Origin of the sequence: Siculibacillus lacustris (assembly GCF_004328075.1) — a bacterium.
Classification (GTDB): domain Bacteria; phylum Pseudomonadota; class Alphaproteobacteria; order Rhizobiales; family Ancalomicrobiaceae; genus Siculibacillus; species Siculibacillus lacustris.
The window spans coordinates 202089-225456 of the sequence record NZ_SJFN01000010.1; the positions used below are offsets into that span (position 1 = coordinate 202089).

General features: G+C 68.3%; 26 protein-coding genes, 2 tRNA genes and 1 pseudogene. 14 read left to right on the forward strand and 15 right to left on the reverse strand.

The genetic code is table 11. From position 1 onward, the window contains the following. Positions 1 to 70 precede the first annotated feature (70 nt). A complete protein-coding gene (locus tag EYW49_RS08840) occupies positions 71 to 1711 on the forward strand; it encodes a methyl-accepting chemotaxis protein (protein ID WP_165498189.1) in 1641 nt (546 codons plus the stop codon). A gap of 513 nt (positions 1712 to 2224) precedes the next feature. On the opposite strand, the gene EYW49_RS08845 is transcribed toward EYW49_RS08840, so the two are convergent. Then, positions 2225 to 2299 (reverse strand) — tRNA-Thr (locus EYW49_RS08845). A gap of 1325 nt (positions 2300 to 3624) precedes the next feature. Between EYW49_RS08845 and murA the strand changes: the two genes are divergently transcribed. From murA to EYW49_RS08880, 6 genes are all read left to right on the forward strand, one after another. Then, the gene (gene murA / locus EYW49_RS08855) at positions 3625 to 4926 is read left to right on the forward strand and encodes a UDP-N-acetylglucosamine 1-carboxyvinyltransferase (protein WP_131308403.1); all 1302 of its coding nucleotides are present in this window, start codon (positions 3625 to 3627) and stop codon (positions 4924 to 4926) included. A 116-nt stretch (positions 4927 to 5042) separates the two neighbouring features. After that, positions 5043 to 5651 carry a hypothetical protein gene (locus EYW49_RS08860; RefSeq protein WP_131308406.1) on the forward strand — a complete coding sequence of 203 codons (609 nt, stop codon included), beginning with the start codon at positions 5043 to 5045 and terminating at the stop codon, positions 5649 to 5651. Positions 5652 to 5706: 55 nt separating this feature from the next. Next, positions 5707 to 6141: a DUF2948 family protein gene (locus EYW49_RS08865; RefSeq protein WP_131308409.1), complete on the forward strand. Its 435-nt coding sequence runs from the start codon at positions 5707 to 5709 to the stop codon at positions 6139 to 6141. 141 nt (positions 6142 to 6282) lie between these two features. Continuing rightward, the gene (hisD, locus tag EYW49_RS08870) at positions 6283 to 7575 is read left to right on the forward strand and encodes a histidinol dehydrogenase (protein ID WP_131308412.1); all 1293 of its coding nucleotides are present in this window, start codon (positions 6283 to 6285) and stop codon (positions 7573 to 7575) included. Between the two features lie 35 nt (positions 7576 to 7610). Further along, on the forward strand, positions 7611 to 8114 hold the full coding sequence (locus EYW49_RS08875) for a UPF0262 family protein (protein ID WP_131308498.1): 504 nt from the start codon (positions 7611 to 7613) through the stop codon (positions 8112 to 8114). A gap of 6 nt (positions 8115 to 8120) precedes the next feature. Further along, the gene (locus EYW49_RS08880; RefSeq protein ID WP_131308415.1) at positions 8121 to 8564 is read left to right on the forward strand and encodes an arsenate-mycothiol transferase ArsC; all 444 of its coding nucleotides are present in this window, start codon (positions 8121 to 8123) and stop codon (positions 8562 to 8564) included. A gap of 8 nt (positions 8565 to 8572) precedes the next feature. On the opposite strand, the gene EYW49_RS08885 is transcribed toward EYW49_RS08880, so the two are convergent. Both EYW49_RS08885 and EYW49_RS08890 read right to left on the reverse strand, forming a co-directional pair. Continuing rightward, a complete protein-coding gene (locus tag EYW49_RS08885) occupies positions 8573 to 9301 on the reverse strand; it encodes a B3/B4 domain-containing protein (protein ID WP_131308418.1) in 729 nt (242 codons plus the stop codon). Positions 9302 to 9401: 100 nt separating this feature from the next. After that, a complete protein-coding gene (locus EYW49_RS08890; RefSeq protein WP_131308421.1) occupies positions 9402 to 10511 on the reverse strand; it encodes a DUF2336 domain-containing protein in 1110 nt (369 codons plus the stop codon). 341 nt (positions 10512 to 10852) lie between these two features. Between EYW49_RS08890 and EYW49_RS08895 the strand changes: the two genes are divergently transcribed. The 4 genes from EYW49_RS08895 to EYW49_RS08910 all read left to right on the forward strand — a co-directional run bounded on the left by EYW49_RS08895 (position 10853) and on the right by EYW49_RS08910 (position 14436). Further along, complete coding sequence (locus tag EYW49_RS08895) at positions 10853 to 12241, forward strand: patatin-like phospholipase family protein (RefSeq protein WP_131308423.1); 1389 nt, start codon at positions 10853 to 10855, stop codon at positions 12239 to 12241. A 26-nt stretch (positions 12242 to 12267) separates the two neighbouring features. Beyond that, positions 12268 to 12564, forward strand: a complete 297-nt coding sequence (locus tag EYW49_RS08900; protein ID WP_131308425.1) for a hypothetical protein — start codon at positions 12268 to 12270, stop codon at positions 12562 to 12564. A gap of 118 nt (positions 12565 to 12682) precedes the next feature. After that, on the forward strand, positions 12683 to 14131 hold the full coding sequence (locus tag EYW49_RS08905) for an NAD-dependent succinate-semialdehyde dehydrogenase (protein ID WP_131308428.1): 1449 nt from the start codon (positions 12683 to 12685) through the stop codon (positions 14129 to 14131). 230 nt (positions 14132 to 14361) lie between these two features. After that, positions 14362 to 14436: transfer RNA gene (locus EYW49_RS08910), tRNA-Glu, on the forward strand. Between the two features lie 66 nt (positions 14437 to 14502). Here the strand turns inward: EYW49_RS08910 and EYW49_RS08915 are convergent. The 10 genes from EYW49_RS08915 to EYW49_RS08955 form a co-directional block, all read right to left on the reverse strand. Then, entirely contained in the window at positions 14503 to 15597 is a 1095-nt protein-coding gene (locus tag EYW49_RS08915) for a tyrosine-type recombinase/integrase (protein ID WP_131308431.1), read from the reverse strand. Between the two features lie 23 nt (positions 15598 to 15620). After that, positions 15621 to 15884, reverse strand: a complete 264-nt coding sequence (locus tag EYW49_RS08920; protein WP_131308434.1) for a hypothetical protein — start codon at positions 15882 to 15884, stop codon at positions 15621 to 15623. Positions 15885 to 15886: 2 nt separating this feature from the next. Next, the gene (gene dnaN, locus EYW49_RS08925; RefSeq protein ID WP_131308438.1) at positions 15887 to 17011 is read right to left on the reverse strand and encodes a DNA polymerase III subunit beta; all 1125 of its coding nucleotides are present in this window, start codon (positions 17009 to 17011) and stop codon (positions 15887 to 15889) included. A 94-nt stretch (positions 17012 to 17105) separates the two neighbouring features. Continuing rightward, positions 17106 to 18041 (reverse strand): DUF2303 family protein, encoded by a 936-nt coding sequence (locus tag EYW49_RS08930; protein WP_131308441.1) that lies wholly within the window; start codon positions 18039 to 18041, stop codon positions 17106 to 17108. Between the two features lie 31 nt (positions 18042 to 18072). After that, the gene (locus EYW49_RS08935) at positions 18073 to 18426 is read right to left on the reverse strand and encodes a hypothetical protein (protein ID WP_131308444.1); all 354 of its coding nucleotides are present in this window, start codon (positions 18424 to 18426) and stop codon (positions 18073 to 18075) included. Between the two features lie 11 nt (positions 18427 to 18437). Continuing rightward, positions 18438 to 19184, reverse strand: coding sequence for a hypothetical protein (locus EYW49_RS08940; RefSeq protein WP_131308447.1), 747 nt, complete (start codon positions 19182 to 19184; stop codon positions 18438 to 18440). Next, positions 19181 to 19456: a hypothetical protein gene (locus EYW49_RS08945; RefSeq protein ID WP_131308450.1), complete on the reverse strand. Its 276-nt coding sequence runs from the start codon at positions 19454 to 19456 to the stop codon at positions 19181 to 19183. Before EYW49_RS08945 ends, EYW49_RS08940 begins: the two co-directional genes overlap by 4 nt. Beyond that, positions 19453 to 19716 (reverse strand): hypothetical protein, encoded by a 264-nt coding sequence (locus EYW49_RS08950; protein WP_131308453.1) that lies wholly within the window; start codon positions 19714 to 19716, stop codon positions 19453 to 19455. Before EYW49_RS08950 ends, EYW49_RS08945 begins: the two co-directional genes overlap by 4 nt. A gap of 8 nt (positions 19717 to 19724) precedes the next feature. Further along, positions 19725 to 19868, reverse strand: coding sequence for a hypothetical protein (locus EYW49_RS22980; RefSeq protein WP_165498190.1), 144 nt, complete (start codon positions 19866 to 19868; stop codon positions 19725 to 19727). Then, positions 19865 to 20191, reverse strand: a complete 327-nt coding sequence (locus EYW49_RS08955; protein ID WP_131308455.1) for a hypothetical protein — start codon at positions 20189 to 20191, stop codon at positions 19865 to 19867. Before EYW49_RS08955 ends, EYW49_RS22980 begins: the two co-directional genes overlap by 4 nt. A 57-nt stretch (positions 20192 to 20248) precedes the next feature. Between EYW49_RS08955 and EYW49_RS08960 the strand changes: the two genes are divergently transcribed. Next, positions 20249 to 20890 (forward strand): hypothetical protein, encoded by a 642-nt coding sequence (locus EYW49_RS08960; RefSeq protein ID WP_131308458.1) that lies wholly within the window; start codon positions 20249 to 20251, stop codon positions 20888 to 20890. Positions 20891 to 20967: 77 nt separating this feature from the next. Here EYW49_RS08960 and EYW49_RS08965 read toward each other — a convergent pair whose 3' ends face one another. Beyond that, positions 20968 to 21264 (reverse strand): hypothetical protein, encoded by a 297-nt coding sequence (locus EYW49_RS08965; protein WP_131308461.1) that lies wholly within the window; start codon positions 21262 to 21264, stop codon positions 20968 to 20970. Positions 21265 to 21416: 152 nt separating this feature from the next. Here EYW49_RS08965 and EYW49_RS08970 point away from each other — a divergent pair, with 152 nt between their 5' ends. Continuing rightward, positions 21417 to 21899 (forward strand): hypothetical protein, encoded by a 483-nt coding sequence (locus EYW49_RS08970; protein ID WP_131308463.1) that lies wholly within the window; start codon positions 21417 to 21419, stop codon positions 21897 to 21899. Positions 21900 to 21905: 6 nt separating this feature from the next. Here the strand turns inward: EYW49_RS08970 and EYW49_RS08975 are convergent, their stop codons facing one another. Beyond that, positions 21906 to 22727: a hypothetical protein gene (locus tag EYW49_RS08975; RefSeq protein WP_131308466.1), complete on the reverse strand. Its 822-nt coding sequence runs from the start codon at positions 22725 to 22727 to the stop codon at positions 21906 to 21908. A gap of 496 nt (positions 22728 to 23223) precedes the next feature. On the opposite strand from EYW49_RS08975, the pseudogene EYW49_RS08980 reads away from it, so the two are divergent. After that, positions 23224 to 23368 (forward strand): annotated as a pseudogene (locus EYW49_RS08980) (IS256 family transposase); the annotation flags it as partial.

The following is a 23368-nucleotide window of genomic DNA, read 5'->3' on the forward strand; positions in this document are numbered from 1 at the left end:
AAATTCCAGCGGTGGAGCCCAGGCAATGCAAGTTTCAGACATTCCGATCGTGACGAAGATCGTCTCAGGTTTGTTGATCATTTCCTCGGTAACAGTCGGAAGTGTTGTATTCGGATCGACCATCACTCATCGGGTCAGTGCCCAAGCGCAGAGCGTCATCGAGCACGAACAGGAAGCGGCGCTCTTTCTCTCGCGCGCCAGCCAGAGGGTCTTCCGCTCCGGTGACATCGCCTATCGCGCCCTCTCGCGCACCGACGTGTCGGAGATCAAGGGCATCGTCGACCGCTATGACGGGCTCATGGTCGAATTCCACGAGAAGATGGACATCGCCAAGACGTCGCTGCCGCGCGGCGTCGGCGAGTTCAATCACTACATCGCGGATTTCGAATCGGTCGTCGGCGTCGCTCGCAAGGCCGCCGCTCTCGCCGAGAAGGGGCAGCGACAGGAGGCTCTGGTCCTGCTCGAAAACCAGTTCGACAAGCCGCTGGACACGCTCAAGGCCGACATGGGCAAGATGGTCGACACCTTGACCGTGGAAGCCAAGCGCGCCGCGATGGTTGCCGAGGCCGATGCCGGCCGTGAGATCCTGCTCCAGGAAATCGTCGTCGGATCTGCGACGATCGGTGTCCTCGGTGCGATGATCTGGCTGACCGTCGCCGGCATCGCACGCCCCCTCGGGCGGCTCGCGGCGCGCATGGTCGGTCTGGCGAAGGGGGATCTCGACGACGAGGTGATCGGCATCCAACGGGGAGACGAAATCGGCACGATGGCCCGCTCGGTCGGCGTGTTCCGCAGCAATGCCGTCGAGATGCGCCGCCTCGAAGCCGAACAGGCGAAGAACGCCGACCGTATCGAGGCCGAGAAGAAGAAGGCCATCCGCGAATTGGCCGATCGGTTCGAGCAGGCCGTGGGCGGGGTCGTGGAACTCGTGTCCGCCGCCGCGACCGAACTCCAGGCGACGGCCGCGACCCTGACCTCGTCCGCCGAAGAGACCTCGTCGCAATCGATGGCCGTCTCGTCCGCCTCGGAAGAGGCCTCGACCAACGTCCAGACGGTGGCGGCTTCGGCCGAGCAACTGTCGTCGTCGGTCGGTGAGATCGCTCGTCAGATGGAACAGTCGTCGAAGATCGCGGCGCGGGCGGCCCTCGAGGCCGAGCAGACCAATGTCGACGTCTCGAGCCTCACCGGGGCCGTCGAGAAGATCGGTTCGATCGTCGGCCTGATCAACGACATCGCGGCGCAGACCAATCTGCTCGCCCTCAACGCGACCATCGAAGCGGCGCGCGCCGGCGAATCGGGGCGTGGCTTCGCGGTGGTCGCGGCCGAGGTGAAGGGGCTCGCCGAGCAGACGGCCAAGGCGACGGCCGACATCGGTCTGCAGATCGGCGGCATTCAATCGGCCACTCGGCAAGCCGCCATCAAGATCCGCGACATCGGCAACACCATCCAGGAGGTCAACAACATCTCCGCCTCGATCTCGAGCGCGGTCGAAGAGCAGAGCGCGGCGACCCGGGAGATCGCTCGCAACGTCCAGCAGGCCCATCGCGGCACGCAGGAGGTCTCCAGCAACATCGTCGGCGTGACCCGCGCCGCCGAGGAATCGAGCGCCGCGGCGTCGCAGGTGCTGATCTCGGCCGACGAACTGTCACGCCAATCGGAACGCCTGCGCCACGAGGTCGGTACCTTCCTCGCCAACGTCCGCGCCGCCTGATCGCCCCGTCGATCGGCCCGAGGACGGCTGATTTCGGGAGACGGACGAGCGGTCGAGCTCGTCCGTCTCCCGTCTCGATCGATCCCCTCCGTTCCCGACGGCGCGGGACTCGGGGGGAGCCGAACGCGAGCACCCGCACGCCGGACGATCGCCGCATTACGCGGCGAGAGTTCGCAAGGTATCGATATTCGGACGCGGGCGTTTCCCGTCCTCCTCGTCGGTTCCTGCCCAGACACGCACAGAGCGTACGGAGCGCGCGAAGCGACGCGGATGCGCCGGGCTCGCACGGCGCCGTCTCGCGGACGGCAAATTGCGGGCATCCGCGCAGGAGCTCGGGCGGTGGTCATCGGATCGCCGCCGTCGCTGCGGCGCGAAAGTCCGACCGACAAAAGGCCGGAGGGTTCGCTTCAGGGACGAGCCATCAGAAGCACCATGTGTACCGTTTCCGTGTCCGAGCTGGAACGGCCGAACGCCTCATGGCGCAATATCTTCTGAAGAATCAATGGGAAAGAATGGTGCTGCCAGAGAGGATTGAACTCTCGACCTCTCCCTTACCAAGGGAGTGCTCTACCACTGAGCTACGGCAGCCTTCGCCGAATGCCGGGGACCGGATCCGCGAGACGCCCGGCGACCGCGCGATGCGGCGATGCTGGACGACGCTCGACCTCGGTCGGTGGACCGGGGGTGTCGCGCGGCCCGCTATGTGCCACAGGCGGCCGGTCGGCGCAAGCCTCGTTCGACCGCGATGTGGACAACCGGCTCAGGAGTTCCGCGCCGCCGCCCGATGGGCGCCGGGCAAGGCGCTCCCGCGGAGAGGCGGCGCGGTCGGATCAGGGGGCGGGCGGAGGAGCGTGGCGAGGCGAGGGCGTCGGTCGACCCGTCGACGAGCGCCGGCGACCACGGCCTCGACGAGGGCGTCGTCGACGGCGGTGCGGGCGTCGTCCATCGGGCCCACGGCCGTGGGATCGCCGGCGATCGTGGACGGAGCGCGTCCGGATGCGCGCGATACGGCGGGCGACGTCGCTCGCCGGGGCCCCGTCGCAGGGACTGGCGCCGGACGCGCGGGCGTGGTTTGTTCGCCCGGTCGCGGGATCACCGCCGCGTGCCGCCCGCATCGGCGGTACCGGACCCTGCGGCCTCTCCTCGAACGCGTCCGTCGATCGCCATGACCGTATCTTCCGATCCTCCGTCCCGCCCGCCTCCCGTGCGGCGCGCGCGCGCCGCCGGTGCGCCGCCGGTGCGGGCCTCGGAAGTCGCGCGCGCCGAACGTCAGGCGGCGGCGCTGCGCGAGAATTTGCGCCGACGCAAGGATCAGGCCCGTCGCCGCAGCAGCGATTCGCCGGCCGACCCGAGCGTCGACGAATCGGAGGCGTGACGCGCGACGAAGGTGGAGCGCCGCCGGTCCGGGGGCGCGCGGCGATGATCGCCCCGGCCCGAGCGCCACGATCCCGGGATCCGTGTCGTCGATCGGCCCTCGCAGAGTATCCGGCCGCCGGCGGAAACTTCGGGTGAGGGGGAGGGCGGGCCCGTGCCGACCGATCCGCCGAAGCGCGTGCGCGATCCGCCGATGCATCCGAAGCGGACGATCGCGGCGGCATCCGAGTCCGGTGCCCTCCCGGTTCGGCGGTCCCGTGAACCGGGGGCCGCATCGGCGCGACCGTCCGTCGCTCGCGGCGGCGCAGCCCCGCCACGCTTCCGCCCGCTTCGCCTGTTGGGAAAGGGGACCGCGACGGCGCCGTGGCTTGCTCCCGTCCCGGCGACGTTCTATGGGAGCGCGGAGCGCGGCGGCCCGAGTGGGTCGGATCGCGCCGCGTGGGCGCGGGCCGATCGACGCGAGCGGCGACCGGCCGCGGGGCGGTGGCCTCGCGTGGCCGGCGAACCGAGCCACGAGACATCTCGAGAAGGCGGAATCGATGGACAAGATTCGCATCGTCGGCGGGAATACCCTGAACGGCGTGATCCCGATCTCCGGCGCCAAGAACGCGGCGCTGCCGCTGATCATCGCCTCGCTGCTCACCGACGAGACGCTGACCCTCGAGAACGTGCCGCGGCTGCGCGACGTCGCGATGCTGACGCGGATCCTGTCGAACCACGGCGTCGACTATTCGCTGAACGGCAAGCGCCCGGGCGAGGACCACCTCACCGGCCAGACCATCCATCTCACCGCCCGCGAAATCGTCGATACCCGCGCGCCCTACGAGATGGTCAGCCAGATGCGCGCCTCGTTCTGGGTGATCGGGCCGTTGCTGGCGCGGGCTCATCAGGCGCGGGTGTCGCTGCCCGGCGGCTGCGCCATCGGCACGCGGCCGGTCGACCTGTTCATCTCCGGTCTCGAGGCGCTCGGCGCCCAGATCGAGATCGAGGCGGGCTACGTGGTGACCCGGGCGCCCGGCGGGCTGGTCGGTGCGCGCTATCGCTTCCCCAAGGTGTCGGTCGGTGCCACCCATACGCTGATGATGGCGGCGACCCTGGCGCGCGGCGAGACCGTGCTCGAAGGCGCGGCGCGGGAGCCGGAAGTCGTCGACCTCGCCAAGTGCCTGGTGGCGATGGGCGCCAAGATCGAGGGCGCCGGCACCTCGACCATCCGCATCCAGGGCGTCGATCGCCTGTCGGGCACCACCCACCGGGTGCTGCCGGATCGGATCGAGACCGGCACCTATGCCATGGCGGTGGCGATGACCGGCGGCGACGTGACGCTGACCCACACCTCGGCCGATCTGCTGCGCTCCGCCCTCGAGGTGCTCGCGGCGACCGGCACCGAGATCACCGAGACCTCCGACGGCATCCGGGTGCGGCGCGGACCCGGCCCGATCCTGCCGGTCGACGTGACCACCGAGCCCTTCCCGGCCTTCCCGACCGATCTCCAGGCCCAGTTCATGGCGCTGATGACCCGGGCGTCGGGCACTTCGTCGATCACCGAGACGATCTTCGAGAACCGCTTCATGCACGTCGCCGAACTCGCCCGCCTCGGGGCGCGGATCGCCATCGACGGCCGCACCGCGCGGGTCGAGGGCGTCGAGCGGTTGGCCGGCGCGCCGGTGATGGCCACCGACCTGCGCGCCTCGGTGTCGCTGGTGATCGCCGGTCTGGTCGCCGAGGGCGAGACCATGGTCTCGCGGGTCTATCATCTCGACCGCGGCTTCGAGCGGCTCGAGGAGAAGCTGTCGCGCTGCGGCGCGATCATCGAGCGGATCTCCGGCGAGGGAATGCGCTGAGCGCGGTTTTTTCCCCGAAGATGACGGTCGGGTCTTCTTCCTGCGCGGTTCGTGCCTAGATGAAGGGCGAGGACGCCGCCCCATCCGCGGGCGGCGCCGCACCCGGAGGCCTCCGCATGCGCCACCCCTTGCTCGTCGCCCTGATCGCCCTGGCCCTGCCGGCGCTGGTGTCCACGACCGCCGCCGACGCGCAGACGACGCGGCGCGTCACCGGGGTGGTCGAAGCCTTCGACGGCTCGGTGCTGCGGCTCGCCGCGCGGAGCGGCGAGACGGTGGCGGTGACGATCCCTGCGGACTTGGCGATCGGCGCGGTCGCCGACCGGACGCTGTCCGACATCCACGCCGGCGACTACGTCGGATCGGCGGCGATGAAGGGGGTCGACGGCCAACTCCACGCCCAGGAAGTCCACATCTTCACCGCGGCCCAGCGCGGCCTCGGCGAAGGCCATCGGCCGATGGACCTGCCCGACCAGACCATGACCAACGCCACCGTGGCGGAAGTCGCCGCGGCGAGCACCGCCGGCGTGCTGCGGCTGAAGTACAAGGACGGCGAACAGACCATCCTGGTCGGTCCGGAAGCGCGGGTGGTGGCCTTCGTCGCCGGCGACCGGTCGCTGCTCGTCCCCGGCGCGACGGTGCGGGTGATCGGCCTGCCGCAAGGCGACGGCCGGCTCACCGCCCGCTCGGTGCAGGCCGAGAAGGACGGCGTCAAACCGCTCGATTGAACTCATCCCCGCGCGCGGCCCCCCGGTCGCCCCGAACGCCACGAGATGCCCCGACATGTCCGACCTGAAACTGCTCGCACTCGACGCCGAAGATCTCGACATCCTGTCGGCCCATCTCCAGGACGCGGTGATGAAGGTCGGCGACGTGCACTGGCTGGCCGGCGAGCGCCGGTTGGTGCTGACCCTCAACCGCTTCGTCTGGGAGACCGCCGACGGCCGGCGGTCGCGCAGTTTCGAACGGCGCCGCGCCGCACTGAGCTTCGCCCGGGTGACGCGGGTGCAGTCCCATCGCCTCAACCGCGACGCCGCCGACACGGTGCTCGAACTGCTCGCCGTCCGCTTTACCGTCGGCGATGCGCCGAGCGGGGTGGTCGAGATGATCTTCGCCGGCGGCGGCGAGCTGCGGGTCGAGGTCGAGTGCCTGGAAGCGGCGCTCGGCGACCTCGGCACCGCGTGGGCGACCGGGCGCTGTCCGGCCCACGAGGTGTGATCGACGCGGCCGATCGGCGGCGGCCGGCGTTGCCGCCGCCCGGCCGATCGGCTACCAGTCTCGGCCGAGACCCGCGGCGGCGACCGGCCCCGTGTCGACCGCGGCGCCTCTCCCGTCCCGTCGCAATCGAGGTCCGCCGCCTTGCCCATCCGCCTCACCAGCCGTGACGCCGACTTCGCCCAGCGTTTCGCCGCGCTGCTCGAGACCAAGCGCGAAGTCTCCGAGGACGTCGATCGGGCGGTCGCCGAGATCATCGCCGACGTCCGGGCGCGCGGTGACGCGGCGCTCTACGACCTGACCCTGCGCTTCGACCGGGTCGACCTCACCGGCGTCGGGCTGCAGGTCTCGGCGAGCGAGATCGCCGCGGCGCGCGGGGAGATCGATGCGCCGACGCTGGCCGCGCTGGAGCTCGCCGCCGAGCGGATCCGCAGCCACCACGCTCGCCAGATGCCCAAGGACGACGTCTATACCGACGCGCTCGGGGTGACGCTCGGCTCGCGCTGGTCGGCGATCGAGGCGGTCGGGCTCTACGTGCCGGGCGGCACGGCGAGCTATCCGTCGTCGGTGTTGATGAACGCCGTGCCGGCCAAGGTCGCCGGCGTCGACCGGGTGGTGATGGTGGTGCCGACCCCGGACGGCAGGCTCAATCCGCTGGTGCTCGCCGCCGCCGACCTCGCCGGGGTCGACGAGGTGTGGCGGATCGGCGGGGCGCAGGCGGTGGCGGCGCTGGCCTATGGCACCGAGTCGATCGCCCCGGTGGCCAAGATCGTCGGGCCCGGCAACGCCTATGTCGCGGCGGCCAAGCGGCGGGTGTTCGGCAAGGTCGGCATCGACATGATCGCCGGCCCTTCGGAGGTGCTGATCGTCGCCGACGGCAACAACGATCCCGAGTGGCTCGCCGCCGATCTCCTCGCCCAGGCCGAACACGACGCCGCGGCGCAGTCGATCCTGATCACCGATTCGCCGGAACTCGCCGACCGCGTCGCGGCGGCGGTCGAGGCGCAGATCCCGATGTTGGGCCGCGCCGCCACCGCGCGGGCGAGCTGGCAGGACTACGGGGCGATCATCGTGGTCGACCGGCTCGAGCAGGCGGTGCCGCTCGCCGACCGGATCGCCGCGGAACATCTCGAAGTGGCGCTCGACGACCCCGAGCCCTTCGCGGCGCAGATCCGCAATGCCGGAGCGATCTTCCTCGGTCATCACACCCCGGAAGCGATCGGCGACTACGTCGGCGGTTCCAACCACGTGCTGCCGACGGCGCGCTCGGCGCGGTTCTCCTCGGGCCTGTCGGTGCTCGACTTCGTCAAGCGCACCTCGATCCTGCGGCTCGACGCCGACGGCTTGCGCGCGCTCGGTCCCGCGGCGATGCTGCTGGCGGACGCGGAAGGACTGGACGCCCACCGTCGCTCGGTGGGCATCCGGTTGAACCGATGATCGAGACCGCCGGGCGGGAAGGGGCGACCGAAGCCATGGAGCACGACGTCGCCGCCGACCCGGACGCCAAGCCGCCGGCCCGCCTCGTCGCCGTCGAGCTCGACGAGGCGTCGATCGCCCGCGGCAGTGCCGACGTCGAACACGAGCGCGCCACGGCGATCTGGGACCTGGTCGAGGACAACCGCTTCGCCCCGGTCGGCCACGACGGCGGCCCCTACCGGCTGAAGCTCGGGCTGGTCGACAATCGGCTGGCCTTCGCGATCACCACCGAGACGGGGGAAGCGGTGGCCGTGCATCTCCTGTCGCTGACGCCTTTCCGGCGGATCGTGAAGGACTATTTCTTCGTCTGCGACAGCTATTTCGCGGCGATCCGCACGGCCTCGCCGTCGAAGATCGAGGCCATCGACATGGGGCGGCGCGGTCTCCACAACGACGGATCCCAGGTGCTGGTCGATCGTCTCGCCGGCAAGATCGACATCGATTTCGACACGGCGCGACGGCTGTTCACCCTGATCTGTGCGCTGCGCTGGAAGGGCTGAGCCGCGATGACCGGGGCGCGTCCGACCTCCGTGCTGTTCGTCTGCGGCCTCAACGCGGTGCGTTCGCCGATGGCCGAAGCCTTGGCGCGTCGGCTCTACGGCCGGGCGATCTACATCCAGTCGGCCGGCGTGCGCACCGGCGAGCTCGACCCGTTCTCCGTCAAGGTGATGGAAGAGGTCGGTCTCGACATCTCCAAACACCGCCCGCACACCATCGAGGACATCGAGGACGGCAATTTCGATCTGGTCATCACCCTGGCGCCGGAGGCCCACCACAAGGCCTTGGAGATGACCCGGACCTCGGCGATGGACGTCGAATATTGGCCGACGCCCGATCCGCAGATCGCCACCGGCTCGCGCGATCAGATCATGGAGAGCTACCGCAGCGTCCGCGACGGGCTGGAGATGCGCATCAAGAAGCGCCTCGACGGGGGCTCGTCGGGCGGCTGAGGGTGCCCTCAGGCGCTCGGTGGCTCCGCGACGACGAGGTGCGGGGCGCCGGCGTCGGCGATCGTCACCGCGCAGCGGGCGCCGGAAAAGCTGCCGAGCAGGTCGACGAGATCGGCGAGCGCCGCCTCGAGGTCGCCTTCGCCCAACGACTGCACCGTGACCACCGCGCGACGGGTCTCCGGCAGGACCAGCGAGCGGGCGTCCTGACGCCAGTTCCAGCGGCGGCACAGCACCTTCTCGGCGTCGGCATAGACCACTTCGCCGGGCTTCGGCGGATCTTCGACCGGGCCGTCGCCGGCCTCGCCGCCCGACATGTCGACGAAGCCGTCGCCGTCGCGAGCGAAGCGGAAGGCGAGGTCGCCGGTCAGGCGGTCGAGATCGTCGGCGCCGACGGGGAAGACATGGGCCAGCGACACCGCATTGTAGGCGTCGACGAAGCTGTTGATGCCGACCAGATCGCGCTCGGCGAGGGTGTTCTTGACCAGCCGTTCGACCGAACAGCGGTAGCGCGTCGACTTGATGCCGAAGGCCTTGTAGGCGAGGCGCCACGCGGCGATGCCGGGGATCTCGGCGAGTTCGCGACCGCCCCAGCGCGCCCGGATCGCCGTCTGGCGCGCCCGGATCTCGGCGTCGAGGGCGGGGGGGCGCGTCGGCGCCACGGCGAGGTCGTCGGCGACGACGACGCCGACCCGGAAGGCCGGGAAGGTCGGGACCAGTTCACGGATGTCGATGTGCATGGGGCTCTCGGCGACGGGATCGGACGGGACGATCCGCCGACACTAACCGTCGTCGCGGCGCGCGCAAACCGCCGATCGTGCGAGGCCCGCGCGGCGGCGCTCAGCTCGGCCGCGGCCCGGCGGCGATCCAGGCGTCGAGGCGCCGGCGGGCTTCCTGGGTCGGCAGGGCATGGAAGGCGGCTTCGGCGGCGGCCCGGGCGCGGGCGTCGAGGCGATGCAGCCACGGGCCGGTGGCCAGCAGCTCGCCGACCGTCTCGACCTTGAGGCCGATGGCGCGGGCGGCGACCACGAAGGGCTCGGTGTCGAGGCCGACCATGACGTGTTTCATCGTGTCGAGGGGCAGGCCGGTCGCCGCGGCGAGGACGTGGACGATCTCGGGAAAGCGTTCGGTCTGGGCGAGCTTGCGCACGAAACTGTCGAGGTGGTGGCGCAACTCGTCGAGGCGCGACAACACGCCGGCGGCCTGGACGAAGTCGTAGGGGTCGAGCCAGCCGTCCTCGGTGGCGCGGATCGACAGGGCGCTGTAGCCGAGGCGGTCGCCGTCGAGGGCATGGCGCGCGCGCTTGGCCAGTTCGCTGCGCGCCTCGGGCGAGCCGCGTTCGATCAGGAAATGGACGATCATGTCGGGCAGATCGTCGCGGCGGACCAGACGGGTCTCGACCACGTGATCGTTGCAGGCCTGCAGCCCCAGGCGGGTGAAGCCCTTGTCGGAGAGGCGCGCGCCGCCGTTGCCGGCGACCACCCGCCGCACCGCGTCGTCGCCGCGCAGCACCAGCACGTCGGTGACGCGGATCGACAGGTCGCGGCGTTCGGCGATCACCTCCATGTGGGCGGCGCCGCGGCTGCGGGCGATCTCGACGAGGTCCGCGTCGGTGAGGGCGGGGGAATTCTCCAGCACCGGTCGGGCGACCTCGACGACGTCGCGGGCCAGGACCAACAGGATGCCGCGCGGCGGTTCGACCACTGCGGCGAGACGATCGGACAGGAACAGACGGGTGTCGACGCTGGCCTCGGGGGTGATGCGCACCAGGATGCGGTCGAAGGAGGCGCGGTCGTCGTCGCTGCACAGCGCGCCGGCATGGCCCCAGAGCTGGGCCACCGATCGCGTCAGGCGCTCGCACAAGTCGGCGTCGAGTCCGCGGATGTGTTCGACCCGCTCGACGACGCGGGCCAAGTCTTCGGAAATCGGTGGAATGACGATCTGCTGCATGTCGTGGTCCGAACCCAACCTGTGCCCCAAACGATAAAACCGCCGGTTTCCGGGGGAAATCAAGTTGTTCGGGTCGAGAGGGTTTGTGAACCGTGAATTCCGTGTCCCAGTGTTTCACGGTCGCCGGGGTGACGTCGCGTCCGCCGCGAGAATCGACTACGCAGTCCTCCCAAGGGAGCTCCGGTCGACGGAAACCGTTCGCCCTCGCCCTGCCGCATTCTCCCCGTTGATGGGGCGCGACGGCGACGTCCCCTTGTCGGCGCGTCGCTCTCGCGACGGTGCATCGTCGCCGCTCCCCCCTGCCGGTCGCCCGTGCCGGCCACCTCCGAGATCTCGTCGCCATGACCGTGTCGTCCGTCGCCCGTCCCCTCGCCGCCCTGGCCTTCGCCGTCGGGCTCCTCGGCGGGTGCGCCTCGATCGACAATGCGCCGATCAACCGGCCGTCGTCGCTGCCGCGCCTGACCCAGGCCAACACCATGGCCGGCGACGACACGCTGCGCACGACGATCCTCGGGCTCGCCTTCTCCGGCGGCGGCACCCGCGCCGCGGCCTTCTCCTTCGGCGTGCTGAAGGGGCTCGACGAGGTCGAGACCGAAGGCGGCGGCCGCCTGCTCGATCAGGTGCGGCTGGTCTCGGGCGTCTCGGGCGGCTCCGTGACCGCGGCCTATTTCGGGCTCAAGGGCCGCGCGGCGCTCGGCGACTTCGAGAGCCGCTTCCTCTACCGCAACGCCGAGGAGGCGCTGCGCACCCAGGTCTATTCGGTCGGCAACATGATGCGGGCGCTCGACGGCGGCGTGAACGATCGCTCCGGCCTGCCGACCTGGCTGCAGGCCAACCTGTTCGGCGGCGCCACCCTCAAGGACCTCAACCGTCCCGGCCATCCGGTGGTGTGGATCAACGCCTCCGACATCTATGCCAAGACCCCCTTCGTGTTCGAGCCGATCACCTTCGCGGCGATCTGTTCGGACTACGAGAGCTATCCGCTGTCGGAAGCCGTGGCGGCCTCCGCCGCGGTGCCGATCGTGTTCGCGCCGGTGGTGATCCAGAACTATGCCGACAAATGCGGCTTCAAGCTGCCGGCCTATCTCGAGCATCAGGGCCAGAGCCGCGACACCTCGCCGATCGTGCGGTCCTACATCAACACCCTGCTCGCCTACCGCGATCCGGCCAAGATCAAGTACATCAAGCTGCTCGACGGCGGATTGACCGACAACTGGGGCCTCGCCGGGCTCAACGTCCAGCTCGCCTCCGCGCCCGAGCCCTATCGGCCGCTGACCCGCACCGACGCGATCACCGTCGAGAACTTCCTGCTGGTGGTGGTCGATGCCGGCCGCACCTCGAGCGGCGACTGGGTCAAGACGCTCGAGGGCCCCAATGCCCAGGAACTGGTCGACGCGGTCGCCGACACCGCGGTCGACAGCGCGGTGAAGAGTTCCTTCGAGGTGATGCGGCTGCAGATGCGGCTGTGGGAACAGAAGCTGAAGTCGTGGCGCTGTTCGCTCGACAAGGCCGACATCGCCCAGGTGCGCGGCTCGGCCGAGGGCTGGGACTGCAACAAGGTGTCGATCCGGGTCGAGCACGTGGCCTTCGACGATCTCGATCCGGCGCTCGCCGCCGAGCTCGGGCGCGTGCCGACCCGCTTCAAATTGGAGCCGGGACAGGTCAAGATGACCATCGACGCGGGCCGCGCGGTGGTGCGGCAGTTCATCGCCCCGAGCTTCGGCAAGTGAGCGGGGCGGAGCGGGGAGGGACGGGGATGGGCGACGACCGACGAATCGATCACGGGCACGATCACCCCGAACCGCACGCCCACGACCACGCCCACCGCCATTCGCACGAACACAGTCACAGCCACGACCATCCCCATCGCCACGGCGACGTGGTGCATTCGCACCCCCACACCCACGTCCATGCCCACGAGCACGGCCACGTCCACGTCCACACCCACGACGGCCGTCACGACCACGACGACGTCCACGACGGCCCGGCGACCCCGCACGACCACGGTCACGACGATCCGGTGCACGGCAGCCACGGCCACGGCCACCGCTGAGACGGTCGCGCGCGACGCACGCTGCGCATCCGCAGATCTCCCGAGCGTCGCCTCCTCTTGACGCGGCGCGTCGCTTCCCCGCCAATCGCGCCGAGGCATCGTTTCGAGGAGATCGGGCATGGTCGCGAAGAATCCCTGGCTGGTGGAAGCCAATCTGATCGGCGGCGCGTGGGTCGGAGCCGACGACGGCGCCACCCTGGCGGTGGTCAATCCGGCGACGGGAGAGGGGATCGGCACGGTTCCGTCGGTCGGCCGCGCGGAAGTGGCCCGCGCGGTCGCCGCCGCGGACGCCGCATTCCCGGCCTGGGCGGCCAAGACGGCGGCCGAGCGCGCCGCTCTGATGCTCAAGGCGGTCGAGGTGATCCGCGCCAATGCCGAAGACCTGGCGGCGCTGCTCACCCTCGAACAGGGCAAGCCGCTGGCGGAGGCGCGCGGCGAGATCGCGGGATCGGCGGCCTATCTGCAGTGGTTCGCCGAAGAGGCGCGGCGGGTCTACGGCGACACCATCCCCTCGCCTTGGGCCGATCGCCGCATCCTGGTGATCAAGGAGCCGGTCGGGGTGGTCGGGGCGATCACCCCCTGGAACTTCCCGTCGTCGATGATCGCCCGCAAGATCGGCGCGGCGCTCGCCGCCGGCTGCACGGCGGTGGTCAAGCCGGCGGAACTGACCCCCTATTCGGGCCTCGCCTGGGGCCTCGTCTTTGAAAGGGCCGGGATCCCGGCCGGCGTCGTCAACATCGTCACCGGTAAGCCGGCGCCGATCGGCGACGAATTCATCGAGAACCCGGCGGTGCGCAAGGTGACCTTCACCGGCTCGACGGCGGTCGGCCGCCAGCTCGCCGGCCGCGCCACCACGGCGCTGAAGCGCATCTCGATGGAACTCGGCGGCAATGCGCCGTTCATCGTCTTCGACGACGCCGATCTCGACCGGGCGGTGGCCGGGGCGATCGCCTCGAAGTTCCGCAACTCCGGCCAGACCTGCGTCTGCACCAACCGCTTCTTCGTCCAGGCCGGCATCTACGACGCCTTCGCCGCGGCCTTCGCGGCGGCGGTGGCGGCGCTGAAGGTCGGCGACGGCTTCGAGGCCGGGGTGGTCCAGGGGCCGCTGATCGACGGCCGGGCGCTGGCCAAGGTCGAGGGCTTCGTGGCCGACGCCACCGCCAAGGGCGGCCGGGTGCTGACCGGCGGCGCGCGCCATGCCCTCGGGCAGACCTTCTTCCAGCCGACGGTGATCGCCGATGCGACCGCCGAGATGGCCTTCGCGCGCGACGAGATCTTCGGACCGGTGGCGCCGCTGTTCCGCTTCGAGACCGAAGACGAGGCGGTGGCGGCGGCCAATTCCTCCGAATACGGGCTCGCCGGCTATTTCTACACCCGCGATCTGGCGCGGGCGTTCCGCGTCGCCGAGCGGCTGAAGTTCGGCCAGATCGGCGTCAACGAAGGGGTGATCACCACCGAAGTGGCGCCGTTCGGCGGGGTCAAGTCTTCGGGCTTCGGCCGGGAGGGCTCCAAATACGGTCTCGACGACTATCTCGACGTCAAATACGTCTGCATCGGCGGGGTGTGACGGCGGCGCCGGTGTCCGGGCTCCGGACAGCGGCGATCTGCGGCGATCGGGCCGGTCGGGGCGCCTCTCGCGGGGTGGCCCGGCCGCCGGCGCCGTGGGGGGCTCGCATGAGCGAACCGCGGGTGGCGTGACGGCCCATCGGAAGTTTCCCACCGGCCCGCTTTTCCGGCTTGCCAGGGCGGATCGGCCCGGCTATATCGAGCCCCTGTCCGGCGGCACAACCGCCCTCCGCTCCCATCGTCTAGCGGTCAGGACGTCGCCCTCTCACGGCGAAAACAGGGGTTCGATTCCCCTTGGGAGCGCCATACACCAACAAAATCAAAGCGTTATGTAGTGGTTAGCCAGGATGGTTAGCCAGGGTTTGCCATTGGCTACTTCTGGCCTTTGACGAGCTGCGGTCGCTTGGCCCTGCCGAGCTTGGCCATGCCGTTCCTGGCCATCAGCTTTTGTTCCGCTTCCCGGCTGTAGAGTTCGGCATGGGCGATGTCGTCATGGCCGAGGACATCCATCAGTTCGCGCGTCGTCGCGCCCGATTCCGCCAGAAGTTTCCCGAGGGTCTTGCGCAGTCCGTGCAGCGTGGCGCCGGCACCGATGCCGGCCGCCTTGGTCCAGTCCTGCATTCTCATGCCCAGCGCCTTGTCGGAAAATGGCTGGCCATATTGCGTGACCAGGATCGTTTCTCCGGAACGTGGCGCAGCCTGCAGCACGGTCGCGAGGTCGGGATGGATGGTCAGACAGAGAGCCTTGCCGGTCTTGTGCTGCACCAGCGTGATTTCATCGCGATTGATGTCGGCCCACCGTAGGGCGACCAGATCTCCGCGGCGCTGGCCCGAGTAGAGAGCCAGGGCATAGACGAGTCGTGGCGTCGATCCGATCGGCCAGCGCGCCTCGTAGGCGATCCGCTCTTCTGCCGTCCATGCGCGCCAGCCTTCATATTCGGGGCGGTAGCGCAGGCGGTGGGTCGGATCGACGGAGATCCATTCTTCGTCGAGCGCGATCGTCACCAACTTGCGGATCAGCCGGAGGATATGGGCGGCGGCGTGGGGCGTCGCTGCCCATCGGGCCAGGATGGCCTTGACGTGGCGGCGCTCCAACTCGTCGATCCCCATGTCGCCATAGACCTCTTTCGCGCCTTCGTAGATGGGCGTCGTGAAGAACCGTTCGGCGATCGCGGTCTGGTTGGCCTTCGACACGGCGCCGAGGCTCTTCCACTCGATCGTGCCAGTGGTGAGAATCCGCCATGCGGCGCGCAGAGACCGCGGCGGCGCGGCGGCCGGCAGGCGTCGGACCTCGGCCTTCTCGATCTTCCTGCCCTCGATCGCGGCGCGATAGGCGACTTCGAAAGCGGCTTCGCCAGGCGCGCCGACCATGGAAATCGTCTTTCCGGCGCGCCGAAATCTCCACCGTTCACGGCCATGGCGATCTCGGAACGACGAGATGAACGGGTAGTCTGGGTGGGTGGCCATGGTGCCTCCGGGCGCTTGCGCGATCATATGCGCGCTGCGCGACCCGGCAAGGTCTTGTCCCACTTGTTGAGCGAACCTTCGTCCGGAAGGTCATGAAACGCTGCCTCGAGAGCGAGGCGGTTCCAGATCACACGACTGTCGACGCGCTTTGGTTTCGGCATCCGTCCATCGAACACCATCTCGTCGAACTTGGTCGCGCCGACGCCGACATAGCGAGCGGCCTGATCACGCGAGAGTCCGAGCGGGGCATAGGCGACCGGATCAGGGCGAGCTTCGGGCTTGGCCATGGTCACACCCTCATCGGCATGATGACGATGGTCCGGCGCAGGCCGGCGGGATCGTCGGTGGGGGTGAGGAGGATCGGTGAGCCGGCGTCGGCGAAGGCGACGCGGACGGCATCGCCGCCGATGCTCGCCAACGCATCGACCAAGTAGCGGCCGTTGACGCCGACCACGACGGGTGTGTCGCCCACGGTGTCGCCGAGCGAGACGGTCTCGGTCGCGGTCCCGGCGTCGGGGTTGGCGACATCCAGGATCATCTCGGGGCGGCCGGGGTCGACGTCGCAGCGGATGGCGCGCCCTCGCTCGGACGAGATGGTGAGGACGCGGTCGGCCGCAGCGGAAAACGCCGATCGGTCGATCTCGACCGCGGACGGATAGTCCCGTGGGATGACGCGGCCATAGTCGGGGAAGGTGCCGTCGATCAGCTTCGACACCAGGACGGTGTCGCCCAAGGTGACCTGGATCTTGGAGTCGGACAGGGCGATCGCCACCCGGTTCGGGTTGCCCTTGGCGAGGCGGGCGATCTCGGCGACGGTCTTGCGCGGCACGATGACGCCGGGCATCCCGTCGCACCCCTCGGGCGCCTCGGTGGTCCATTTGGACAGCCGATGACCATCGGTCGACACGAAGACCAACCGGCCCTCGGCGGCGTGGACGTAGACGCCGTTGAGGTAGTAGCGCGTCTCTTCGGTCGAGATGGCGAAGGTGCAGGCCTCGAAGGCCGCAGCCAGCAGATCGCCGGCGAGGCCGAAATGGTGGGGCAATTCGCCGGTCGTGAGGTCGGGGAAATCGGCGATCGGCAGCGTGGCGAGGCTGAACTTCGACCGCGCCGCGCTGATCTTCAGCAGGCCGGCGCTCTCGTCGGACTCGATCCGGATGGGGCCGTCGCCGAGCTTGCCGACGATGTCTTTGAACCGTGCCGCCGATATCGTGAGCGCGCCAGGGCTGTCGATCGACGCCTCGATGCGCGCCCGCGCCTCGATGTCGAGGTCGGTGCCGTGGATGGTCAGGCGTTCGCCGGTCGCCTCCAGCGCGACGTTGGAGAGGATCGGGACGGTGTTGCGCGCCTCGACGATGCGAGACACGGCGGCGAGTGCTGGGTGCAGGTCGCGTCGCGCGACGGTGAGCTTCATGGGCGTGTCCTCGGGTCGAGAAAGGCCGCCCCGGTCGCGAGACCGCGCCCGGGGCGGAGGTGAGGGGCGGCGGGAGGTTGCCGCCCCCGGGAGGTCACGCGGCCTCGGGGGTGCCCTCGAAGATCGGCAGGGCGGTCGCCTCGGCGACATGGGTGATGTCCTCGCGCAGGCGCGCGGTGATGTACTGGTCGGGCCGATAGATCTGGTAGAACCAGACCAGTTTGCCGCCCTGGGCGCGGTAGCGCAGGCGGACCGGCAAACGGATGCGGTCGCCCGAGGCGAAGGGGGCGATCTGCAGGAGGAACAGGCCGGGCACCGTCAGCGGCTTGCCGTCGGAATCCTGGTGGGTCTCCTCGAAGGCGATCTGAGCGGCGCCGGTCTGCAACGAGACGACGTTCTTGATCTTCGATTCGACATTGACCTGCAGGCCGCGCGACAGCCGGATGAGTTCGTTCGGCGTCGCCATCTTGGTCTCGAACACCTGCTCGAGCTCGGTCCGCTCCGCGTCGCTCGGTGCCGCCAGATCGGCGATCCGATCCTCGATGAACGCGGCGAAGTCGCCCTGTGCGACCGCCTTGCCGTCGCCCTCGACCCAGATCTTCCAATCGTCGGAGATCGGATAGCCGTACTCGATGCGATGACGCAGCCAACCGGGGGTGCCGATGGTGCTCTCGTCGTTGGGCGCGTGATAGTCGATGACGGTCAGGAGCGCGGGGCGGCGCCAGTCGGTCGAGGCGAAGATGGCCGACGATTCGGTCATGTGGCGGCGCGTGAGGTCGACGAAGCTGGCGAGGGTGAGTGCCTTGGCGGCGCCGCGCTTGGCCTTCGGGTGCTCGCGGTAGCTCTCGAAGAACGTCTCGAGCCCGACGATCTCCGGGCGCTCGCCGGTCTTGATGCCGACGGCGATCTTCTCGGGTACGCCGACGGTGCCGGCGACGTTGGAGATCTCGATGATCTCGATCTTCCGGGACTTGTCGGCGAGGGCGGTGACCTCGCGGATCGCCTCTGCGGTGATGGTCTGGGGTTCCATGGGCGTGGCCTCGTGAGTTGGGACGGGGGGGTCAGACGGCGACGACGGCGGCGCCGGACTTGGCGTTGCCGGCGAAGTCCATGCGCGTCTGCGACGGGTGCTCGGTGGAGAGCGAGCCGTCGTCGCGCAGCCAGAAGAAGCCGTTGGCGCGGGCCGGCTTGGGCTCCTTGACGGCGATGTCCGGCGAGATCGTCACCGTGCCGTCTTCGACGACGAAGCCGAGCGTGAGGGTGATCGAGCCCTTGGCCTTCGCCTTGCGTCGGCCCTGGGTCTGGGCGAGCAGGGCGGCGTTGAGAGCGACCATCTTGCCGTCGAGTTCGGCAATCAGTTCGCCGTCGCCGATCAGGCCGAGCATGGTCGTGGTGGATCGGATCTTGGTGGACACTTCGGGCCTCCTCAGGCGGCGACCGCCGCACCGTTGCGGCGGCGGGGATTGGAATCGTTCGGGGTGGGCGCGACCGCGGTCCGGATGCGCCAGGCGTCCCAGCGGCGCAGCCATTCGGCGGCTGCTCGTTTCGCCGGCCACGGTGTCAGGGCGCCACGGATGCGCACGGGACGGGCGGCGATCACGCTCGGAGGCCAGATCGTCGGATCGTCGCAGTCGCCGAGGATCTGACGGCGCTCGAGATCGAGCATCCGCAGGTCCATTTCCTTGACGATGCGCCGCATCGCCTCCGGCAGGACCTCGGGGAGGCCGGCAAGCCGATGGATATGGCGGTCGATCTGGGCCTTGAGGCCGCCGAGCGCTGCGGCCACCAGATCCGTGCCGAGGGCGGCGCGGACGGTGTGGGTCGCCTCGATCCCGAAGACGTGGCGCAGCGCCCACCCGACGTGGGCTTCGATCGCCTGCGCGGCCGGCGTGGTGATGTCGCCGATGAGGGCTTCGTGCGCGTCATGGGTCAGGAAGGCGAGCGCCGAGGCGACCGAGCGTGTCTCGACGAGGACGGCATCGGCACCGACCACACAGTGCTGGGCAACCGACCAGATCGGCCTACAGCCGGCGGTATTGTCGGCCATGTGGCCGTTGAACCGCGCCAGGCGCGACAACGGCCCGGCGATGTCGGCTGCGACGTCGAGCCGCACCAAGCTCGGCTTTGTGAGGTCGACGGCACATCCGGTCGACGTCTGCATCCAGGCGGTCATGCGGCGCGTTCCCTCTGTTCGGGCTGTCGGGTGCCTATCGCGGCGCGGGCGGCGGTGCGGCCCGCCTCGGTGAGGACGTAGACGCGTCCCGCACGGGCGGCGCGGGCGATGAGGCCGCGCGCATCCATGCCCGACACCGTCGCCTGTGCGATCGGCGGCGAGCCCCACCGGGGCACGAAGGCCGTGCCGTCGGTGGTGACGACCAGGGGCGCGTCACGCGTGAACATGGCGACGGCGATCGCGGTCTGGCGGTCGGTGGGTTTGCGGCTCATGAGGGCCACCCTCCGAGCCGGGTGAGGACGGGGGCGAGGAAACCGCCGAAGGTGAGGGCCGCGAGACCGAAGGCGGTCGCCAGCGCGGCGAGCGTCATCGCCACGACGGGCGGCCAGATCGCGGGCAGGGCCGGCGCGTCGCCGGGGCACTCCTCCGGTTCGTCGGACCACCGGCGACCGCAGGTGCGGCAGTGGGCGATTTCGATCGGGCCGGAGCCGTCGTCGACGAATTCGCGGATGATGTCGCAGGACTCGTGCATGGCGGGCCTCACGGACCGACGGGGGCGAGGGCGGCGAGGCGCCAGAGGCTCGCCGCAATGGTGAGGGCCATGGCCAGACAGGCGAGCGCCCCGGCGGCGTTCCGCGTCGAGAAGGGCGCGAGGTGATCGAGCAAATCGGGGCGGCGGCTCATGCGGCGCTCCCCAGGTCATCGACCATCTGCGTCATGTCACCGGTGACCGGGCTCGGACGGCCGCCGATGGTGTGTGTCCGCTCGCCGGCACCGACGCACATGAGGCCGACATGCCGCGAGGCCGCGTGGGCGGCGGTGGCGTGGCGCATGACCTGCGCGCCGCTCCAGCCGAAGCCGGTCAGGTCGACGAGTCCGTGAACGCCTTCACGGCGGGCCGCGACGATGTCGCGGGCCATGCGGTCGACGATTGCGGCGGGGTCGGTCAGGTCGCGCCGGGCGATGGTCTCGCCGGCGCGGGGGACGAGGCGTTGGGTGCCGATCATCTCAGACCCTCCTGTTCGAAATAGACTCGTGGTTGCTGCTATGGATCGGATGCGCGAATGTCCGCCTTTGAGCATCTCGGGGGGGCTCGGTTCATGTGGCCGGATTTCAGCGGATGGCAGCGGGCGGATGTCATTTCCGCGCTCTCTCTCGGCGTGTCGCTCGCCGCATTCGCGGTTTCGCTGGCCGCCGCGTTCGCGTCTTTCATTCAGGCGCGATCCGCATGGTTGTCCCATCGGCTTGCTGCTCGTGCGAACGACCCGATTGCGATCGATGCGGCGGCGTCCCGCATCGCGCAGTGGGATGGTTACCTGTTGGTGAGTTTCACGATCCGCAATCGCTTCGACCACGTGATCACGCTCTCTTCCATTTCGGCCAGTTCCATCGGTTATCGCCTCACGTATCGGGCCGCGATCTACGTTCCACAGGCCGATGTGAACGAGCGCCGGATACTTCTGCCGAATCCGCCGCCGATCCCCTTCAAGGTGCTGAAACCGCACCAATCCATCGAACCCGGTCGGACGATGGAGGTCCCTCTTTTCGTTGCCCCGGCTCCGGGCTTCATTGCCTCGATTGTCCGGCTCCTGCGCGCTCGCCGTTACCTGCGCATCAAAATTCTGACCACGAGTTCCACTGCAAGCATGACGAGCAACGTCGTCATCGTGACGATTCCGCAGCCCAGGGTGGCGACGCCCCAATAGACGAGGTGCTCGAAGACCTGTTCCGACATCGGGGATCTCCTCGCTCGGGCCGGTGCGGATCGCGGTGGAGTCGGTCATCAGGCCATTCCCCACGACCGGGTGACGGGGGTCGCGACCCGCGACCACGCCTTGCCGCGCGGCAGGTGGGTGCAGACGGTCAAGTCGACGATCACCGCCGGCAGGATGCGCTTGCCGTCGCGGGCGTAGCGCTTGGGGCGCATCACCTTGGTGCGACGCGCCACGACGGCGAGGCGAGGTCGCTTCGGCGCCCGTGGTCCGGGGAACCCGGTCAGCGAGGCCATGCCGCCGAGGGTGTGAGCGTTGATGACGAGGCTGGCGAAGAGACTGCCGAGCTTCGGGAGGAATCCGCGCATGGGGGAGGTCACCATCGGGGACGAAATGTGCCGATGGAAGGGAGGGTACTGGTATCAAATGATCCAGTCAACAAAAAATGGGATTATTTGATACCGTGCGACCCACGCGGTACCCCGCTATGATCCCCGAACCAGGGGTATAGGGGGCTATCATGAAGCGGGTCTATGCTGTCGCAATTGCAGTATTCATTGCGATCTGTCCGGCCCTTGCGAAAGAAACAAAAAAAACAGTTGGTGGGTGGACTATTGTGAAATCTGAAGATGCCTTTTCTGATAGCGAAAAAGTTATGTTAATGAAGTCGGCTGAACGCATTATTATCATGGTTCGTTGCTTCAGCGGTGTGCCAAATCTCGCGATGGTGACACCAGAACGATTTGAAGCAGGCGGCAGCTTTTCATTGAAACTGAGGCTGGACCGCGGTCCTATCGTTGAGGCCGGAGCAACTGCGCTGTCTTCTCAGGTTTTAGAGACAAATGACATAGAAGATTATTTTTACCGCGATATGAGGACTGCCAAGGTTTTGGCAATCCGCGTTTCGGGAGAATCAGTGTCGACTGACTATAAAATCTCTCTTGGTGGCATCGATCAGGCGTTTTCTGAGTTTGCTGAACCGTGCAAAATTCCGCAACAATGATGGAAATCAGAAGGCAGTTATCTTTCCTCTAATGCGACCTAAGATCTTTATCTCTTCAAATGTCTTGCGTTTCGTAGAGTATGCTGGGTTTCTCGATATCATTACTAATTGGGGTGGGTTGATAGAATCGTCGACATCGAGCCATTTCACCGCGACACCGATCCCATCGAATAGTGCGAAGGGCCCAGGCGGGCTGGGGGTTACATCGTCCGTATCAACAAAGACCTTATCGCCAGGGAACAGGGATCCCGGTAAGTCGGGCCGTCCTGGATCGTAGCCGCTATCACCGTCAACGGGAAGTATTCGCAAGGCGCGACGGTGGACCCTTAGTAGGCCTATGAAGGAGTCAGGGATCCCCCACTCCGCCGCGATCAGATCTTCTGAAATTGTAATGCCGTTCGATGTGGTTGCCGACAAGAAGGCGGCGGCGCCGCCGCTACCAAGGCGCCCTAAGGCGGCCATCTCAGGAMCCCCATTCTTGCCAAGATTGTAGGCCCCGCCATATTCTGGCATGCCCCTGCGATCGGTATCGTCGCTCCCATTACTTTCTGCTTCTTCGATAGAAATTAATACTCTTTCTCCGTCGCTTAACATTTTGGGCGGGCGCCCAAATGCGAGCCACGTTGCATGTACCTGCAGGGCGCTCGCAAGCAGATTGACGGTCCGCATTGACGGTAGAGCGTCTTCGCGGCCGCGAATGTTTTTGATGGCCGCCTCAGACAATCGTGCCTCTCGAAGCAAATGGCGCTCTGACCATCCGAGCTCATTTCTCCGCTCTAGAACGCGGGCGAGAAAGGCATCCCGCTGTATGGTGTCGTGTGGGTTCATGGTGCGATCTTTCTATCCTGTCGTGCGGCCGGCGTCGCGGGATCAAAAGATCGTTGACATGGGATAATTTGATCCCATACTGAGCGTATGAGCTCATTCACCGATCACCTGCTCTCCACTGCCCAGATCTACGCGGACCACCGCCGCCTCTCGCTGTCGCGCGTGTCCACGCTCGTTTTCGGTGATGGCCGTAAGCTCCGCATGCTTCGCGAGGGCGGGGACCTCACAACCTGCCGCTTCGAGGTGGCGATGGTTTGGCTCGCCGCCCACTGGCCCGCAGACGTGCCGTGGCCGACCGATGTCCCCCGTCCCGATCCGTCTCACGAAGGTGATCCGACATGACGTTCGTTCCTTGTTTCGACGAGGGCGGAGGCCGCTCGTCCCCTGCATCCTCGGTCGTGTCCCATGAAGTGGTGTAGCTGACGAGAACGGTGGTCATCGGCGGTGCGGCGGTATGGTCGGAGTTGCGAGAACCAACCCGACCGAGGAGCCACCGATGACCGACATGATGATGAGCCTACGGACGCTCGTGGAGAAGAGCGCCGACGCCGATGTTTTGCGCGAGATGATCGGCTTCGCCGCGGAGCGCCTGATGGAGCTGGAGATCGGCGCCCACACCGGTGCCGAATGGGGCGAGAAGA

Excerpts from the sequence above, each read along its gene's own strand:
- murA (WP_131308403.1), top strand. The coding sequence starts at position 3,625 with ATGGACAAGATTCGCATCGTCGGCGGGAATACCCTGAACGGCGTGATC.
- EYW49_RS08860 (WP_131308406.1), top strand. The coding sequence starts at position 5,043 with ATGCGCCACCCCTTGCTCGTCGCCCTGATCGCCCTGGCCCTGCCGGCG.
- EYW49_RS08865 (WP_131308409.1), top strand. The coding sequence starts at position 5,707 with ATGTCCGACCTGAAACTGCTCGCACTCGACGCCGAAGATCTCGACATC.
- EYW49_RS08875 (WP_131308498.1), top strand. The coding sequence starts at position 7,611 with ATGGAGCACGACGTCGCCGCCGACCCGGACGCCAAGCCGCCGGCCCGC.
- EYW49_RS08880 (WP_131308415.1), top strand. The coding sequence starts at position 8,121 with ATGACCGGGGCGCGTCCGACCTCCGTGCTGTTCGTCTGCGGCCTCAAC.
- EYW49_RS08885 (WP_131308418.1), bottom strand. The coding sequence starts at position 9,301 with ATGCACATCGACATCCGTGAACTGGTCCCGACCTTCCCGGCCTTCCGG.
- EYW49_RS08890 (WP_131308421.1), bottom strand. The coding sequence starts at position 10,511 with ATGCAGCAGATCGTCATTCCACCGATTTCCGAAGACTTGGCCCGCGTC.
- EYW49_RS08895 (WP_131308423.1), top strand. The coding sequence starts at position 10,853 with ATGACCGTGTCGTCCGTCGCCCGTCCCCTCGCCGCCCTGGCCTTCGCC.
- EYW49_RS08900 (WP_131308425.1), top strand. The coding sequence starts at position 12,268 with ATGGGCGACGACCGACGAATCGATCACGGGCACGATCACCCCGAACCG.
- EYW49_RS08905 (WP_131308428.1), top strand. The coding sequence starts at position 12,683 with ATGGTCGCGAAGAATCCCTGGCTGGTGGAAGCCAATCTGATCGGCGGC.
- EYW49_RS08915 (WP_131308431.1), bottom strand. The coding sequence starts at position 15,597 with ATGGCCACCCACCCAGACTACCCGTTCATCTCGTCGTTCCGAGATCGC.
- EYW49_RS08920 (WP_131308434.1), bottom strand. The coding sequence starts at position 15,884 with ATGGCCAAGCCCGAAGCTCGCCCTGATCCGGTCGCCTATGCCCCGCTC.
- dnaN (WP_131308438.1), bottom strand. The coding sequence starts at position 17,011 with ATGAAGCTCACCGTCGCGCGACGCGACCTGCACCCAGCACTCGCCGCC.
- EYW49_RS08930 (WP_131308441.1), bottom strand. The coding sequence starts at position 18,041 with ATGGAACCCCAGACCATCACCGCAGAGGCGATCCGCGAGGTCACCGCC.
- EYW49_RS08940 (WP_131308447.1), bottom strand. The coding sequence starts at position 19,184 with ATGACCGCCTGGATGCAGACGTCGACCGGATGTGCCGTCGACCTCACA.
- EYW49_RS08945 (WP_131308450.1), bottom strand. The coding sequence starts at position 19,456 with ATGAGCCGCAAACCCACCGACCGCCAGACCGCGATCGCCGTCGCCATG.
- EYW49_RS08950 (WP_131308453.1), bottom strand. The coding sequence starts at position 19,716 with ATGCACGAGTCCTGCGACATCATCCGCGAATTCGTCGACGACGGCTCC.
- EYW49_RS22980 (WP_165498190.1), bottom strand. The coding sequence starts at position 19,868 with ATGAGCCGCCGCCCCGATTTGCTCGATCACCTCGCGCCCTTCTCGACG.
- EYW49_RS08955 (WP_131308455.1), bottom strand. The coding sequence starts at position 20,191 with ATGATCGGCACCCAACGCCTCGTCCCCCGCGCCGGCGAGACCATCGCC.
- EYW49_RS08960 (WP_131308458.1), top strand. The coding sequence starts at position 20,249 with ATGTCCGCCTTTGAGCATCTCGGGGGGGCTCGGTTCATGTGGCCGGAT.
- EYW49_RS08965 (WP_131308461.1), bottom strand. The coding sequence starts at position 21,264 with ATGCGCGGATTCCTCCCGAAGCTCGGCAGTCTCTTCGCCAGCCTCGTC.
- EYW49_RS08970 (WP_131308463.1), top strand. The coding sequence starts at position 21,417 with ATGAAGCGGGTCTATGCTGTCGCAATTGCAGTATTCATTGCGATCTGT.